General features: G+C 57.2%; 13 protein-coding genes. 1 reads left to right on the plus strand and 12 read right to left on the minus strand.

Translation table 11 applies throughout. The features are described 5' to 3' along the window. The 12 genes from BC777_RS18555 to BC777_RS18610 all read right to left on the minus strand — a co-directional run bounded on the left by BC777_RS18555 (position 1) and on the right by BC777_RS18610 (position 14706). Positions 1 to 972 (minus strand): LysM peptidoglycan-binding domain-containing protein, encoded by a 972-nt coding sequence (locus BC777_RS18555; protein ID WP_100369721.1) that lies wholly within the window; start codon positions 970 to 972, stop codon positions 1 to 3. An 8-nt stretch (positions 973 to 980) separates the two neighbouring features. Then, positions 981 to 3617 carry a type VI secretion system ATPase TssH gene (tssH, locus tag BC777_RS18560; RefSeq protein WP_100369722.1) on the minus strand — a complete coding sequence of 879 codons (2637 nt, stop codon included), beginning with the start codon at positions 3615 to 3617 and terminating at the stop codon, positions 981 to 983. A gap of 9 nt (positions 3618 to 3626) precedes the next feature. Further along, on the minus strand, positions 3627 to 4637 hold the full coding sequence (tssG, locus tag BC777_RS18565; RefSeq protein ID WP_168769224.1) for a type VI secretion system baseplate subunit TssG: 1011 nt from the start codon (positions 4635 to 4637) through the stop codon (positions 3627 to 3629). Further along, on the minus strand, positions 4601 to 6520 hold the full coding sequence (gene tssF, locus BC777_RS18570; RefSeq protein WP_100369724.1) for a type VI secretion system baseplate subunit TssF: 1920 nt from the start codon (positions 6518 to 6520) through the stop codon (positions 4601 to 4603). Before tssF ends, tssG begins: the two co-directional genes overlap by 37 nt. A 3-nt stretch (positions 6521 to 6523) precedes the next feature. After that, on the minus strand, positions 6524 to 7042 hold the full coding sequence (gene tssE, locus BC777_RS18575; RefSeq protein WP_168769225.1) for a type VI secretion system baseplate subunit TssE: 519 nt from the start codon (positions 7040 to 7042) through the stop codon (positions 6524 to 6526). A gap of 153 nt (positions 7043 to 7195) precedes the next feature. Next, on the minus strand, positions 7196 to 7681 hold the full coding sequence (locus BC777_RS18580; protein ID WP_100369726.1) for an Hcp family type VI secretion system effector: 486 nt from the start codon (positions 7679 to 7681) through the stop codon (positions 7196 to 7198). Between the two features lie 51 nt (positions 7682 to 7732). Then, positions 7733 to 9226: a type VI secretion system contractile sheath large subunit gene (tssC, locus tag BC777_RS18585; RefSeq protein ID WP_100369727.1), complete on the minus strand. Its 1494-nt coding sequence runs from the start codon at positions 9224 to 9226 to the stop codon at positions 7733 to 7735. 62 nt (positions 9227 to 9288) lie between these two features. Then, positions 9289 to 9822 carry a type VI secretion system contractile sheath small subunit gene (gene tssB / locus BC777_RS18590; protein ID WP_100369728.1) on the minus strand — a complete coding sequence of 178 codons (534 nt, stop codon included), beginning with the start codon at positions 9820 to 9822 and terminating at the stop codon, positions 9289 to 9291. 101 nt (positions 9823 to 9923) lie between these two features. After that, positions 9924 to 11252 carry a type VI secretion system protein TssA gene (locus tag BC777_RS18595; protein WP_100369729.1) on the minus strand — a complete coding sequence of 443 codons (1329 nt, stop codon included), beginning with the start codon at positions 11250 to 11252 and terminating at the stop codon, positions 9924 to 9926. A gap of 8 nt (positions 11253 to 11260) precedes the next feature. Further along, entirely contained in the window at positions 11261 to 12625 is a 1365-nt protein-coding gene (gene tagH / locus BC777_RS18600) for a type VI secretion system-associated FHA domain protein TagH (protein WP_100369730.1), read from the minus strand. 62 nt (positions 12626 to 12687) lie between these two features. Beyond that, the gene (locus tag BC777_RS18605; protein ID WP_168769226.1) at positions 12688 to 13278 is read right to left on the minus strand and encodes a DUF6931 family protein; all 591 of its coding nucleotides are present in this window, start codon (positions 13276 to 13278) and stop codon (positions 12688 to 12690) included. Positions 13279 to 13623: 345 nt separating this feature from the next. After that, positions 13624 to 14706, minus strand: a complete 1083-nt coding sequence (locus BC777_RS18610; RefSeq protein ID WP_100369732.1) for a helix-turn-helix domain-containing protein — start codon at positions 14704 to 14706, stop codon at positions 13624 to 13626. A gap of 125 nt (positions 14707 to 14831) precedes the next feature. Between BC777_RS18610 and BC777_RS18615 the strand changes: the two genes are divergently transcribed. Then, the gene (locus BC777_RS18615; RefSeq protein ID WP_100369733.1) at positions 14832 to 15887 is read left to right on the plus strand and encodes a tyrosine-type recombinase/integrase; all 1056 of its coding nucleotides are present in this window, start codon (positions 14832 to 14834) and stop codon (positions 15885 to 15887) included. The last annotated feature ends 25 nt before the right edge of the window (positions 15888 to 15912 follow it).

A 15912-nucleotide genomic window follows, 5' to 3' on the forward strand; every position in this document is an offset into this window, starting at 1 on the left:
TCAGGGCAGTTTGAAATGCGGATCGAACAGCTTTTCTTTCTTGATCGCACGCCCATGCTGGTCATAAAGCAGCCCATGTGACATCCGCGTTGCCAGCTCTTCCCCAAAGACACTTAGCCCCACAGAGGTGGACCCGGCCAGCATGATACCACCAATCATGACCCAACCCACCGGTGACGCGATCATCGCGCCAAAGATCATGGTGCCAGCCACACCACCAATAAGACCACCGGCAAAACCACCTGCCGCGCCTGCCAGCACCTTTGCCTGACCCGATCCTGACGTCTGTGACACGACCTGCATTGATGTATCGGCGATGGATGCCACGCGCAAAATGACAACGCCGCGTGACGCAGTCTTGACGATCCGGCCCATCGTGTTGGCCTCTTTGATCAGGGCGGCGGCGGGCACGCTTGCACCGGGTTTGACATGCAAAACCGCGCGTGAGGATTGTGCGGGTCGGTGCAACGCCTTGAGCGCCCCAAGATCTCGATCATATTTGCCCATGTATTTGATACGCCGCCCGTCATACTGGCCTTTGCTGATCTGCAGCAGGGATTTGGCCTGATGGTTCCGGGCGACCTGCGCAAAGCTTTTCGAAGCGATCTCTGACTGGGTGCTGACGTATTTGACAAAACTGCCGCCAGCACCCTTGGCCAGTTTGCCTGCCGTGATATCTGCCAGGGCATCGGTTACCGGGTCAGCGGCCATGGATAGATTTTGCGCAACCAGCGGCACCTGGCTACGTATGACCGGGTTTACTGTGAATGCGCCTTTCCCATCCGGCGCCCCGGGCAGGGCGAGCACCTGACCGGGGCGGATAATGTTGATATCCTTGATGTGCGGGTTTTGTTGCCCAAAAACCGCGATAATCTCATCACGCCGTTGCATGAATGCGGCGTGCCCGTAATGCGCTTGCAGGATCCGATAGACTTGATCGCTGGGGCGGACTTTGTAAAAGCTGACTGACATTAAAACCCCTATGCAAATGTATATTTGAAACCGTCATCTCCGTGGGTGACAGTGACTTTGGCAAACTCCTCGCCCGCGACCATACGTTCCAGCACCTCGCGTGACATTTCCGGCAGAATGGCATTGGTGATGATGTTGTCGATCATCCGGCCCCCGCTGTCAGGGTCGGCACATTGCGCGATAATATGATCCAGCACATCGTCGCCATATACCATTTCGGCATTGTGCGAGGCCTTCAACCGCTTGGCCACGGACCGCAGTTTCAGCTTGGTGATATCGGCCAGAGCCGCAGAGCCTAGCGGGTAATAGGGGATCGACACCAACCGGCCCAAAAGGGCGGGCGGGAACACATCCAGCTGGAACGGTTTCAGCGCTGCGGCCAATTCGTCGGTATCGGGTTCCGTTTCCCCGTTTTGGGCCATTTCCATAATTACATCTGTACCCACGTTCGAGGTCAACAGGATCAGCGTATTCTTGAAGTTGATAGGGCGGCCATTGCCATCTTCCATGATCCCCTTGTCAAAGACCTGAAAGAACAGCTCGTGGATATCCGGGTGGGCCTTTTCAATTTCATCCAGCAGCACCACGGAATAGGGCTTGCGCCGCACGGCCTCTGTCAGGCGCCCGCCTTCGCCGTAACCCACGTAACCGGGGGGCGCCCCTTTGAGCAGCGAGACAGAATGCGCTTCTTGGAATTCGGACATGTTGATAGTGATAATGTTCTGCTCACCCCCATAAAGAGCCTCTGCCAAGGCCAGCGCGGTTTCAGTCTTGCCCACACCTGATGGGCCGCAAAGCATGAAAACACCGATAGGTTTGTCCGGGTTGCCCAAACCCGCGCGTGAGGTTTCGATCCGTTTGGCAATCGTGCGCAGCCCGTGGTCTTGCCCAATCACACGTTCTTGCAGGCGGTCAGCCAAGGTCAGCACCGCGGCCAATTCATCTTGCACCATGCGCCCGGCAGGAATGCCCGTCCAATCGGAAATCACCGTCGCCACAGCCTGCGCATCGACATGGGCGTAGACCATCCGGTCGTCGGGGTTGCCACCTTCCAACTCCGCCATTTTCGCGCTGAGTTCGGCATGCTGGTCTTCGCCTGATTGTTTATCCGCCGCGTCGTCGTCAGCAATAGCCTTGCGCAGTGACAATATACTATCGACCAGTTCCTTTTCTTGGGTATAGAGACCCTCAAACGTGGCAAGCTCGCCTTCCAGTGCGGTTTTTTCTTCCAGCGCTTCGGCCAGCCGGTCTTCATCCGTGCGGCCGAGTTCACGCTCTGCCTCTTTGGCGGCGATCTCTGTATCGAGTGCGGTGATGGATTGCTTGAGGTCGGCAATCCGCGCAGGCGTAGAGGCTTGCGAAATCGCCACCCGCGCGCAGGCAGTATCCAAAAGCGACACAGCTTTGTCTGGCAATTGGCGTGCCGGAATATAGCGCGCAGACAGCGAAACCGCCGCTACGATCGCCTCGTCTGAAATGCGGACACCGTGGTGCGCCTCCATCGGATCAAGGATGCCGCGCAGCATGAAACAGCAGCGTTCCACATCCGGTTCGGCCACATCGACAGGCTGGAACCGCCGGGTCAGCGCCGGGTCTTTTTCAAAGTAGTTGCGATACTCGGCAAAGGTTGTTGCCGCAATCGTGCGCAGGGTGCCGCGCGCCAAGGCCGGTTTCAGCAGGTTAGCCGCATCACCTGTGCCAGCGGCCCCACCTGCACCGATCAGCGTATGCGCTTCATCAATGAACAGGATGATGGGGGTGGGCGACGACTGGACCTCATCAATGACGGATTTCAGGCGTTGTTCAAATTCGCCCTTCATCGAGGCCCCAGCCTGCATTGCCTGAATATCAAGCTCATAGAGCTTGGTGCCACGCAGTTTGGGCGGCACGTCGTCCGCAGCAAGGCGTTGGGCAAAACCTTCGACGACGGCGGTTTTACCAACACCGGCCTCACCGGTCAGGATTGGGTTGTTCTGACGGCGGCGCAACAGCACATCGATGATCTGACGAATTTCATCATCCCGGCCGACGATTTGGTCCATCTTGGCAGCCGCGGCTGTCATGTCGTTGGCAAAGCGGCCAAGTGCTGTGCTCGCGCCCTCGCTCGCCTCGCCCTGCGGTGTTTCGGCTGACAGTCCTTTGCCGTCCATGGGCTGCATATCGCCCTCTTCGCTGTCGGCCCATAGCGTATCAGCCTGGCGCGCAATTTCATCGGCCGACATAGTGCCAAGGGTGCTGGACAAACGCTGCAAGACGCTGCGCTGTTCGGATGATGACAGGATCGCGACAAGCGCATGACCGGAACGGACCTGCACCTCACCAAACAGCAACGTCGCATAGACCCAACCGTTTTTCAGCATCAGGCCCATGCTGTCCGAAATCGCAGGCACCTCTGTCACGTTTTTATCCAAGCGGCCAACCGCCTCTGTCAGGTCGGTCAGCACCCTTGCGCGGTCCAAACCCATCACGCCCAGCATCACCGAAATGTCGGAATTCTTGTTGGACACGACGTGATACATCCAATGGATCAGATCGACATGGCGGTGCCCTTCGCCCCGCGCCATGCTCATCGCCTTGATAAAGGCGTCATAGCCGGTACGGTTCAGTTTTCCGGCGTATTTTTCGACTTGGATTTCGGCAGCCATAAGATGTCCTTACGCAAATGTTTCTTCAATCGTGACCTGAAATTGTGCCGCGCGCACCATTTCATCCGGGATGTTCCTTGGGGTGCTGGGTGGCAGGTTACTTGTGTAGCCTAGCTCTGTAACTGTGCCCAACTGGGCGGGCGGGACCTTGGCGTGGGGCAGCCAAAGGGCCACGTCAACCTCGACAAAGCCACCCATGTATCCAAGTACCATTTCGCGCAGTGCGGCATGTGATGTCTGTCCGGGAATGAAATCGCGATAGATCGCAAGGGTCGGGCAATAGACATGGATCACGACCTTTTCGCAAACCGATGGAACGCGGCGCCCCAACCTGACATCCTGCCCAAGCGTCATGCCTTGGGTGCCCAGATGCGACATGTCATCGGCCAGAAAATCCAGCCAGCTTGGCACGAATTCCTCAATCCTGACCTGCACGCCAAAATGGGCGCGCAGCACCTGCGCCAAGCGCACCGGGCTGCGCACCCGGCCCATCAGCAAGGCGGTGTAGCGCAGGCGAACCGTGTCATCGACCGGGGCGATATTGTCAAAAGCGGGGGATGCATCCCCGGTAAAGGCGCGCAGAAAACGCGGAAATTGCCCACCCGAGGGATGGTCATGTTGGGTGATGGGGCGGGCATCAGACCAGCTGCGGTAAAACAGCTGCTGAAACCGCGCAACAAAGATATCGGCAAAACGAACAAAGGCCCTGTCACCATTGCGCGCCCAGCGGTCAACCTCGCGCGTCATTGCGTGGGGCAAAGGGCCGAAAGGTCCAAAAAAGCCCAGAAAGCGTGGGCGGACGATGGGCGGGTTTGCGGTGGCATCAAATTCCGACAGATCATCCGGGGCAAAACCGGTGTAGGGGTCCTGCCCCATATCTACGATATCCTCGGCAACCCGTTGACTTTGGCCGACGCGGGGCTTTTTGCCTGCCCGCCGCTCAAAATGCCGCATGGCATTGAAAAAACCCCAGCCGGCCCCGCTCATAACAGGGGTCCAGATCCGCCGCGGGGGGGCCATGTTTTCAGCACCTTGCCTTTGGTGTTGGCAATCACGCATTGGGTAAAGGTACTGATCGCGGCATAGTCAGCCAGGAAATGATCCAGTGCCGCCCCCAGCGTAATGGCCAAGGCCGGATCAAGCATATCCTCGTCAAAGGTCAGCGTAATCTCCAACCCGCGCACGGGGTGAAACCCGCCTGCGCGTTTCAGCGTCCGTGCCCGGTGGCGGGCGCGGACATCGACAAGGGCGTTGATCTGCGCTGTGGTCAGTTGGTCCGATACGTCAGAAAACAGGCGTAAAATCTCTCGGATCGCCTCTACGTTGCCTTTGCCGTCTGCGGCGATAAAGCCACGATAGCTTAGCGATAAAAGTGAAATGAGCCGCCAATAGTTGTCGCCTGCCTGCATGCGATGGGATGCGTCACTTTCCAGCTCTGCCACAGCCTCGCGCGGCGCTGTTGGGGGTCCCATGGGTGTCAGTGTGACAGTGCGATCATCCAGCAGGTAGAATGTGGCGTCTGCAATCGACAGCACCTCTGGCAGGTGGCGATTGGAACATAGCACTTTGACGAACAGAAGCTTCGCATCCTGTTCGGCGGGTGGTTCATAATAGGTCAGCCAAGTCTGCGTGCCTTCATACCGGAAACGCGCACCACCAGCGCGCCGTTCTTCAAAGTTCAGCCCACGCGGTTCGCGGTGATAGGTATAGTAACGTACATCGCGCGTGGCCCCTTCGACCGGCGGGATCCCGTAAAGCGGCAAAACGGGCTCTTTCTGGCGGTTGGATTCGTATTGCGCCCGGACGCCCAGAATGCGGTGCACCTCGTAATGGGTCACTGGCGTGCGATTGGGGGCTACGGGCAGCTTATGCGCATGTTTGTCCAGGCTGATGGGCTTTGCATCATCCTCAAACAGATTAACAGCAGGCGCGCAGAACAATCGCAGGCTCTGCGGTTCAAAATGTTTGGCCAGATAGCTGTTGGATCGTTCAAATTCCAAGATCAGCTTGATCTTCGAGGCCGGGATGCCGCTGAACGCATGGGCCAGACCTGTCAGCTGGCACCCAAGGAACTTGCGGCTGAATGCGAAGAACTCCAACAGTTTGCTGACACCCGGAAACTGGCGTTCGTCGCGGCCGTAAAGCGGATAGTCCTGATCAAAACCGACCTGTTGCAGCGCATGCGGGGGCAGGCGTTTAAAGGTCGGCGTGCCATGGTCATCTTCCCACCGCAGGGACGCGCGTACCGTGCCCGCAAAGATCTGGGCGTAAAGCGCTGTCGCCTCTTGCATGGCACCAACGAAATGGATCGGCAGCACATCGGTGGCCAACCCGTCAAAGGGTTTGCCATCGGTGCGTTCAAGATCAACAACCAGCCCCGCAGCAGTGCGGCCCGTGCCGCCATCCACCTCGGCGCTGTCGCAGCCTAACGCATTCAGCGCGGTGGGCGTGGCATGATAGGCGGCACCACCGATTTTGATCGGCCAGAAGGTGACAGGCTCTGCCAGTCGAAACCGGCATGGAATACGGCGCGTGGCATCCGAAAACGTCGCCTCGATATAGGCGCCCTGTGGCAGAGTACGCCCTTCGATCAAATCCTCTGGCTTGGCTTGTGATGCGGCCTGCACCATCATCGCTGATGGCAAGGGGGCCGTCATATCAGGACAAATCTGCTCTAACAGCTCGGTCGAGAATGTACGGAATTGCTGATCGATGTTCAGCTGGACACGCGCGGCAAGAAAGGCCGTACCTTCCAACAGGCCCGCGATGGAAGGGTCAAGGTTTTCTTCCATCAAGCCGCCCAGACGGTCGGCCAGACCGGGATAATCCTTTGCAAAAAGCCCAGCACGCTCTTTCAGCAGCAGCAATTCACGTTCATAGGCGTCTTTGAAGGCCTGTTTCATAGGCTAGATCCGATCCGCCTGCAGAACGACCTTCCCTGCGCCTGTATCGACATCCGCCTCAAACTCTACCGGGATATCGGCAGGGTCCGCGATCAAGTCGGCGGTGACATGAACCGCGACACGCTGATGTTGATCCTCGCGCAGTGCGGTTACCTTGACGTCAATGGAACCGGGCACAAGGCGGGGCTCATGATCCATCAGGCTTTGCTTGATCGACTGGGAAATCATCGGCGCAGTCAGTTCGTTGCGTGTTAGATTTGACAGATCCTGGAACCCGTAATTCAGCACCGATTTTGCCACATGCGGTGCATCGCTAAGATCAATGGCCGCGTCCAAACGGATTGAATTCATCAAGGTCGCAAGGTGGTTGCGGACGTGTTCGCGCAAGCTTTCTTCATCAACGCCCAACCTGCGAGCGTTAGACCGGCCCGACAGACGCGCAATCGCTTTGCCACCTTCTTCGACCGTTTCGGGCAGGGCACGCCCGTCACCTTCTTTAAAGGCCTCACGGAAAACATCCATCAATGAAATGCGCGACCGTTCATCTATACGACGCGACCGACGCTGACGACCTGTCGAAGATGAAGATGCGCGAGACGCCATTTCAAGAAATCATTATAACATGAAAAGAGATCAGGCGGCCGCGATAAGCGACCGCCTGATGTTTTAGTCGTCTTAGACAGGCACGTTGCGTGCGATATCGAAGCCGGCGGTGCCTTCTGGCCCTTTGGAGCCATCTTTCTTTTGCGACGCATAGGTGACTTCATACTTAGCAAAGTTAAGCGTGACGGTTTCAGTCACACGGTCCATGCCATCATCAGATCCACCGGTGGTGTAGGACGTGATCATGATGTCAGTCATTTTGATGCGCATATACTCAAGTGGAATTGCACCTGCTTTGCGCACGATCAACTCTCCAGTCGCGATGTGCGTACCTGTCGCACAGTGCTTAAGCAGTTCATGTGTTGCCATGTCGACATATTTTGTCAGGGTCATGTCGCTGACATTTACCTTGCCGGAACCACCACCTGGTCCAAGGTGGGTGGTACCGGATTGTGTCATACCCCATTCCCAGGACACGACATCAATTTCACCGGCATATTTGTCGTCAACCGACTCGCCCTTAAGTTTGTCTAGTTTCAGAAAGATATCGACAGCCATTTATCTGATCTCCTATTTAATAGCGTCTGCAGTAGATTTGCGAAAAATAATCTATTTCGGCGGCGGGATTTTGGATACGAGACTCATCCCGATATCCATGCCTTCCATTTGGAAGTGCGGTTTCAGGTAAAATTTACCCATGTAGTAACCAGGGTTCAGTTCGTCTTCGACGACTTCAACCTTGGCGTCAGCCAGCGGTTTGCGGGCCTTTTCACGCTCATCCGCATTTTCGGGGTTCAGCGTGACATACTGGTCAATCCAGGTTTGCAGGTTCATGCGAATCTGATCCTTGTCCGCGCTCGAACCGATCTGGTCGCGAATCATCGCTTTGAGGTAGTGGCTAAAGCGTGAAATCGCGAACATATAAGGCAAACGCGAGGACATGTTATCAGAGGCTGTCGCCTCTGGATCGACATAGGATTTCGGCTTGTAAAGCGACTGACCACCCAGGAAAACCGCCTTATCCGTGTTCTGACGGTGTACCAAACCCAGCAGGCCCACCTTTGACAGCTCGCCTTCGCGCCGGTCATCAATGCTGACTTCTGTCGGGCATTTGAGGTCTTTTTCACCTGATCCGGTATCAAAGTGATGGGTTGGCAGTTGTGCCACCTCACCCCCCGATTGAACGCCACGAATACGAACCGTCCAGCCATGTTCCTTGAACGCGCGGTTGATGTTCACGCCCATCGCATGTGCGGCATTCATCCACGAATACTTTTCGCCGCCATGCCCATCAGTTTCTTCGGTAAAGTTGAAATCCTCGACCGTCATGGTGCTGTCGGGGCCGTAAGGTTCACGCGCCAAAACACGCGGCATCGTCAGCCCCAGGAAACGGGCGTTTTCGCTGTCTCGCAGCGAATTCCAACCCGCATAATCAGAGGCTGTGAACAGTTCTTCGATATCGGGTGGGTTGGACAGCTCATTCCATGAATCCAGCCCCAAAAGACGCGGACCCGCAGCCGAGATAAATGGCGCAAGTGCTGCCTCTGAAATCTTGGACATTGATGTCATCAGTGCGACATCAGCCGAGGAATGATCAAAGTAGTAATCACCAATGATAGCGCCCATTGGATCACCACCTAGCGTGCCGATCTTGCGTTCATAGATCTGACGGTAAAGCGGTGAACGGTCCCATTTGGCACCTGAATATCGCTTCATCATCGCGGCCAGCTCTTTTTTGGAGCTGTTGAGCACCTCAACCTGCAACGATGCACCGGTTTCAGAGTTGTTCAACGTATAGGCCAACCCGCGCCAGGATGCCTCAAGCTGTTGAAAGTCGTCGTTATGGATGATCTCGTTGATCTGCGCACTAAGTTGTTCATCAAGACCCGCAATCATCGATTGCACAGACTCGATCACATCCTCGCCAATCAATGCCTGATCGGCCACCGCCGCTTGCACAACGGTCGACAATGCGTTGTCGATGGATCTTTCGGCGTTTTCCGTCGTCGGATTGATTGTCTGCTTCAGGATAGCAGAAAAATCTTCTAACTCACTCAACGCGCCTTGCTGTTCGTCGGCTTGAACCTGCTTGTTATCTGCCACGTCTGTTCCCCTCGAAAATCTGTGATCCGAACTTAGGACCCGTCACTATTCACCTGTTAGGCTTATTCAGCGGCCTTCTTGGCCTCTGCCTCTTCGCGTGCTTGCTGGGCCAATACCTTTAACCTGTCAGGGTCGTTCAGCAATTCTTTGATATGTTCCTGCGCTTTCGGCTTGGATGTCATATAAAGCAACAAATCGGCTAACTGCTTGCGTGCCTCCAGCAACTCGTTCAGCGCTGGCACTTGCTTTGCAATCTGGGCAGGTTCAAAATCTTCCATCGAGTTGAACTGCAGGTTCAGGCCCATCTTTTCGCCTTCTTCGCTGCCTTTCAGTTTGTTATCGACCATCACGGCAAGACCTGGCTTGACCTTTTCTTGCATGAACTTGTCCAAGGTGGCGTTGGTCACCTTTTCGAACGACCGTTCATCAATCGGGGCTTTCTCCACGCCGGGGGCGTTTCCGGACAGATCGCTCATCACGCCCATGACGAAAGGTAACTCTACATTTTTCTCAGAATCGATCGGATCGGTGTAAGCAATGTTTACACGCGGTGGGCGATTTCTGCGAATATGACCTGAACCAGTATCAGATGCCATTGTATAACTCCATTTTTGCACATAATAGGACGCCGAGAACCACTTGGTGTCAATGCATGAATCCTTGCCTTGACACTTAATGCTCTATCTGTTGCACAGAGTCAGAGTGGTGGCACAAGCTCCTTTAAAAGCGCCTCAAAGTCTTTGCCGACAAAGCTGCGGGCGCGGGCCAGAAGTGTCGGAATCGGGGATGATTTTTCGACCGCACGAAAATAGCTTTCAACGGCCATCATTTCGGCGACAGCCTCTGCCGCAGTATTCACGACGACGGGCGCGGGCACAACCTGGGCCTGCATGTCCGCACCATCGGCCGGTTCTGCGGGGTCGGTATCTGCGACCTGCACCTGATCTGCGAGCGCACGCAACTGACCGTGCGACAGGGCAAACCCGTTGTCTGCAATAAAATCAACCTTGGCCTGGGCCGCTGTGTTCGGCATCAGGATGTCAAACGCATCGACCAGAGTCTTGCCGATCAGCAAACGCGCCTGTGTCACCAAAAGAACCGCCGCCGACGATGGTTCATTGCGCCCGAAATATGCCTCTGTTGCCATCAGGCGCGCGCGCGCTTCGTCATGCGATGCAACTTTGGATGCGGCCTGCACTGGTGCGACCGTATTGGCTTGCGCGGGCGCACCATCAACAGGCTTTTTATCCTTTTCATCCGTTTCGGGTGCCAGCTTGGGATTGGCCTCTGCGATCACGTTAAGGACCGCGTCAATCTCTGCCTTCACCTGATCAAGCTGGGGCTTATGCGGTTTGGGGCTTGCCGCGCAGGCGGCCTCGATCCGTTCAATCGCACTGCGAAATGCCACAAGCGCGGAATGTTCCAACGCGACCTCTTCGGCCAGAGCAACCATGTCCGCCTTCATGATCTCGACGCTCAGGTCATCTTCGCCATCATGTGGCGTCGCTTCGCCGTTGCAGACCATGAAGCGGCGACGCGATGCGCCGGAATTTGCAATATCAAGATAGCGCAGAGGCAGGATCATCGCACCGATCGCACCCAGATCGTTGATCGCATCCAACCGGTCACGGGTTCCGTCATCAAGGTTGGGGAAAGCCTGCATCGGGAAAGCGTCAATCAAATCCGCCAAGGCGTTCATGCTGGTCGCCGCATCGGCGATTTTTCCTGCCAAAACGCACCACTGCGTACGCAAAACCAGCAGGCGGATATCGCGCGTGCGCTGCAAAAGCGCATCAATCTGGCCTAGCTCTGATTTCAGGTCCACAAATTTGGGGTCAAAGATCACATCCGGATTCTTGGCACCTTCACCAAGCGCCAGCCCCAGCTTAACGTAATCATCCCCCTCTGGCAGGCGGTCAGTCGCGTCAAAGTAGTAGTCGGAATACTGGGGGTCGTCCTCTTCCCACAGGTCGATCCCACAAGGGGCGTCCTCCGAAATAGGTGTTTTGATCCAGTCCAAACTCATGTTGCTCACTATAGTTTTTGAAGCGCGTTTGCATAATGGCGGGAAAAGGACTTAATGAAGGCATCCAGCATGCCATTTTCGCCCTCAAGCGCGCGCCGCTCCCAGCGTTTTTCAAACTCCTCCCAGGATTTGCGTGCGCCACCACCCATCAGACCACCTGAAATATCTGCCTCAATCTCTGGCGGGGAAAGACCTTCAAGCAATTCGGCAAGCGCAGGCTGCAAGGCCGCAATCACCGCTGACTGGTGACGTCTGATATCACCAAGTGCATTTTCAAACCCATCTGGCCCCGTCTGATAGCCGTCGCGCGGCTTTAGAAACAGCGTCTCAAACGCCTGATCGGGGTCCAACATGAACTTCATCGGGTTATTGCCCGTCGCAACCCGCATGGTCCGGTCTTCGTTGCTGACGAATAGTTTGACCGCCGCGCGGTCCTTAAGCATTTGCATGACTTCGTTCGTGGCCACACGAACGGTTGCGCCCAGCATACGGCCCAGAACCTCTGGCGGGATTTGGACGGCAGTGGGATCAGTCAGGCCTGCACCTTCCAGAAACCCGCGCATAAACAAGTCGCCACCGTCAGGTGCTATGGGTGGATGCTGTTGGGGTGCAGGATCAGCATAGGGTTGTGGCGGCGCGCCAAAGGCTGGTGCGGGTTCCGGCGCAGGTGATGCTGGCGCTATACCCGGCGCAGGGGGCACTTGGCCCTGTAGGGGCGGTGGTGCACCAAAGGCAGGCGGGGTGGACAGTTGCCCGGCGCTGGTCGCGCGGTCAGGGGTTCCAAAGACGGGGGGTGAGGTCAGCTGAGGCGCACCTGTAACCCGCGCAGATGGGCCACCGGGTGCCTGCACCACCGCATGCGGATAGGGCTGCGCCTGTTGCAGGTTGGGGGCCGATTGCAAAGAGCCGGTATCGCGGGCGGGGGTGCCGATATCACCCCAGACATCATCAAATTCATCCATCATCGCGGCGGGCGCGGCAGGGGGAACAGCATAGGGTGCGGGGGCAACCGGTTGTTCGACCGGCGGTTGTGGGGGCGGTACGGGGGCTTCTGCCGTCTGCAAATGCGCCACAATGATGTAATGGCCAACGGTAAAACGTTCGCTATCGGCAATCACATGGCCGCCTTCGATGCGATAGCGTTCCCCATGCAGGAACGTCCCGTTGCTGCTGACATCTGTCAAAACGTAATTGCCGTTTTCATAGCTGACGTCAAAATGATGCCCCGAGATATGGCGCGATGGGTCAGGCAGAACCCAGTCATTGCCAGCCTTCCGCCCGACCTGCGCGCCCTCACCCGAAAGGACAAGGCTGACCGGCCCCCCGTTCTCCAGCGTCGCGTGGTTATCAATACGCAGTGTCAGCGTTATCATCGCGCTTTGGGCTCTCTTTTACTCTTCAAATGCAAGTTGCGGTGGATTATGCGCCGCCTTGTCTACACTCTAAATAGACCAACTGCTAGGTCCAGAATACGGGCCATGGAAACAGATCGCCGCTCGAACGGGACCTGACCCAAAGCTCGCAAAACGCCTGCATTCACTGCCTTTGGTGCACGCCAGCGCGGCACCGACACCGGATCATTCGGCGCCAGCGCGCCACCGGACCAACCGACGGCCAGACCCAGATACACAATGGCAGACCGGCGTGGCGCGAAAAGCGCTGTCTGCATGACGCGCCAGCGATTCTCGACCGTTGGATGGTCCAGCCATTGCCCCAAAAGAACGATCAGTTCGGCGTCGTCTGGCGGCACCTCGTGCAATGTGCTGCGTACTGCCTCCAGCCCCCAACTGATCGCAACGGTGGGTTCAGGGGCGAAGGCGCTATAGGTGATCGCATCCTCTGGGGTGGTTGACCCACGCAGGCGATACAGGAATTCCAGCGGGTCCTCGCCTTCAAACGGGCGGTGCTTGGTGAAAAGTGCAATCTCCGGGATCTCGCGATAAAGATCGATAGGTTGTTCAAACCTTAAGGCACGGCGCGGGGGAACTGTATGATCCTCATCGTGACCATCGTCCATAACATTCATGCCCCAAGCACCCTCTTCAACGTTGCACATGATCTTGCGTCGGGGGAACCTATCCGTCAATGCCCCATTGGCGTTCTTTTGGATGATCAGGGGGACTGTTGTATTAATCGTCTACGATTACATTTGTTCCGTAAAATGTTGTTTTCAGACAGCCAAACCAAACAACTGGTGAACGAATGCAATCTTCCCTCGCACGCCTGATTGTCGTGCTTGAATGTGTCCTTTCTTGATCGCTCTGATGGTTTCTGACCCAGCCCCCTGAAATCAGGCCACGGTGGTGTTAGTAATCCGTCCACGCAAAGCTCCTCCGTTCATGTCAGAGCCCCACATCAAACAGACACTTTATCACAGATCCGCCGTCCAGAACCTATAGCGCCCCTGCCCTGTGACTTCGCGGATGATGCCCTTTGCTGTCATCCAATTCAGATTGCGTTGGATCGCTGCACGGCTGGCACCTGTTTCAGCTTCGGCCATGGGCGCGCTGACCAAGGGCCAGTCACGCAGCAGGCGAATCAGTTGCGGCGGGGTGCGGCCGGACAGACCGGCGCAGGCGGCGCCGGCGCGGGTTTCCCATGCCGCGACCCGATCCAGTAACCGCACCGCGGCCCGTGTGGCGTGATCCGCCCCGGCAATCCAGCGCTGCAAGCGGTCCTGCGCCCTGCCTGCCCCTTGCAGCCCCCCTGCCCCACCCAAGGCCAGCGGCAAAAAAACATCCTGCGCAGCAATTGCATAGCGCGCCGCAACGACCGCCGCCTCCATCAGTGGCAGCGGGGCCGCCCCACCCAATCGATGCCCCGCCGACAAGCCCACCACCGGCCAAATATGAAATCCCAGCGCCGCCCGGCTGATCGGGTGCAATGCCGCGGCCTGCCCCATGACCTCTTGCCAATCCGCGATCTGATGGATCAGATGTTCATTCTCCGACTGCCGCCCCAAAAACCCCGCCAGATCGTCGCGTGGGCCAAGCCCACCCTGCAACCTTCGCGCCGCCCAACCTGCCCGCGCGAGGGCCTGCGCATCCTCCTGATCGCCCGCAAGGCGCAGGGTCAACCACAGCGCCAACCGCTCTGCCGGCACACGATCGCCCGCCAACCAGCTCAAATCAGCCGCCTCTTGGAGTGCGAGCCGGTGCTGCAACCCCGCAGGCCCCTGCCCCAGCCGGGCTGCCAACCCGCCCAGGCGCATGCCCAAATCCGCCAGCGGACGCGCCAGTGCGGCCTCGGCGGCGGCCCAGGCCGGGACATCCACAAGTGCGGTCTGATCCGCACGTGGCCCTGGCATGTCCTGCGGTGCATCCAGCACTGCGTGATCTGGGCCGGGCAAAAACCACAGATCATCCTCATCCACCGGGTCAGGATCAAACACATCCCGATCCGGCAATTGCGGGCTTTCAATTTCATTGAAAGAAATTTTGTGCGGCTTTTGCATAATGCGCATTATGTAGATATTTTGCACAGTACCCAAGAGATTTGTGAAATATAACAACTACACATGATAAGTTACAGTTATCATGTCTCTTGATTTGCAGGCCATTTGCAGGCAAAAATCATGCTATGTCCGCACCGTTAACGCCCTATCAACCAAACGTCCCTACCCTTTCGGAAGCAAACCAAACCGCGCTGACCGATCTTTACGTTCGCGGAACACCGCCCAACACGCTGCGCGCGTATGAACGGGATTTGATTTATATCACGGCGTGGATTGATGCGGCCTTCCAGACGACGCTGACATGGCCGGAACGCGAAAATATCGCGTTGCGCTTCATTCTTGATCACAGCCGGGACTTACGTGGGGCTGACACCTTGGACCCTGCCAGAAAGGCCGCAGAAAACCTGATCTCGCTTGGCCTGCGCAAGTCCCTCGCCTGCCCGGCCCCGTCCACATTGGACCGGCGTATCGCCTCCTGGCGCGCCTTCCACCGTATGAAGAACCTCGCATCACCCTTTGATGCTCCGCTGCTGCGCCAAACCCGCGCCAAGGCACGCCGCGCCGCGGCCAGACCCAAGGCGACCAAATCTGCCAACCCGATCACCCGCGAGGTACTCGAGGCCGTGCTGGGCACCTGTGATCACTCTCTGCGCGGCATCCGGGACCGGGCCGTTCTGATGCTGGGCTGGGCGTCTGGTGGGCGGCGGCGGTCTGAAATCGCGGGGCTGATGCGGGCCGATGTGGACCTGAAGGACTATGACAGCGACGGGCTGATCTGGCTCAATCTGGTCGCAACCAAGACGACCGAGACCGGCAAGACGCCTAAACTGATCCTCAAAGGCCGCGCCGCAAAGGCGTTGGCGGTCTGGATCGAGATCGCGGGCATCGAAGATGGCCCCCTCTTCCGGCCCATCACCCAGAACGATGACCCGCTTGAGCGCAAACTCTCCTCTGATGGCATCTATCAAATCGTGCAAAAACGGGTCACGCAGGCGGGTTTCCCCAAAGGCTTTGCCACACCGCACGGGCTGCGCTCCGGCTTCCTGACACAAGCGGCCCTTGACGGCGCGCCGATCCAAGCGGCCATGCGCCTGTCCCTGCACCGCAGCCTCGCGCAGGCCCAGAAATACTATGATGATGTGGACATCACCGAGAATCCGGCGGCAGATTTGCTGGGTTGAAAAGCACAGTCGCAACCCGCCAAAT

Origin of the sequence: Yoonia maricola (genome assembly GCF_002797915.1) — a bacterium.
Taxonomy (GTDB): Bacteria; Pseudomonadota; Alphaproteobacteria; order Rhodobacterales; family Rhodobacteraceae; genus Yoonia; species Yoonia maricola.

What these genes read in the sequence shown, in the direction of transcription:
- BC777_RS18555 (WP_100369721.1), bottom strand. Translation starts at nt 972, where the DNA reads ATGTCAGTCAGCTTTTACAAAGTCCGCCCCAGCGATCAAGTCTATCGG.
- tssH (WP_100369722.1), bottom strand. Translation starts at nt 3,617, where the DNA reads ATGGCTGCCGAAATCCAAGTCGAAAAATACGCCGGAAAACTGAACCGT.
- tssG (WP_168769224.1), bottom strand. Translation starts at nt 4,637, where the DNA reads ATGGCCCCCCCGCGGCGGATCTGGACCCCTGTTATGAGCGGGGCCGGC.
- tssF (WP_100369724.1), bottom strand. Translation starts at nt 6,520, where the DNA reads ATGAAACAGGCCTTCAAAGACGCCTATGAACGTGAATTGCTGCTGCTG.
- tssE (WP_168769225.1), bottom strand. Translation starts at nt 7,042, where the DNA reads ATGGATGTTTTCCGTGAGGCCTTTAAAGAAGGTGACGGGCGTGCCCTG.
- BC777_RS18580 (WP_100369726.1), bottom strand. Translation starts at nt 7,681, where the DNA reads ATGGCTGTCGATATCTTTCTGAAACTAGACAAACTTAAGGGCGAGTCG.
- tssB (WP_100369728.1), bottom strand. Translation starts at nt 9,822, where the DNA reads ATGGCATCTGATACTGGTTCAGGTCATATTCGCAGAAATCGCCCACCG.
- BC777_RS18595 (WP_100369729.1), bottom strand. Translation starts at nt 11,252, where the DNA reads ATGAGTTTGGACTGGATCAAAACACCTATTTCGGAGGACGCCCCTTGT.
- tagH (WP_100369730.1), bottom strand. Translation starts at nt 12,625, where the DNA reads ATGATAACGCTGACACTGCGTATTGATAACCACGCGACGCTGGAGAAC.
- BC777_RS18605 (WP_168769226.1), bottom strand. Translation starts at nt 13,278, where the DNA reads ATGAATGTTATGGACGATGGTCACGATGAGGATCATACAGTTCCCCCG.
- BC777_RS18610 (WP_100369732.1), bottom strand. Translation starts at nt 14,706, where the DNA reads ATGCAAAAGCCGCACAAAATTTCTTTCAATGAAATTGAAAGCCCGCAA.
- BC777_RS18615 (WP_100369733.1), top strand. Translation starts at nt 14,832, where the DNA reads ATGTCCGCACCGTTAACGCCCTATCAACCAAACGTCCCTACCCTTTCG.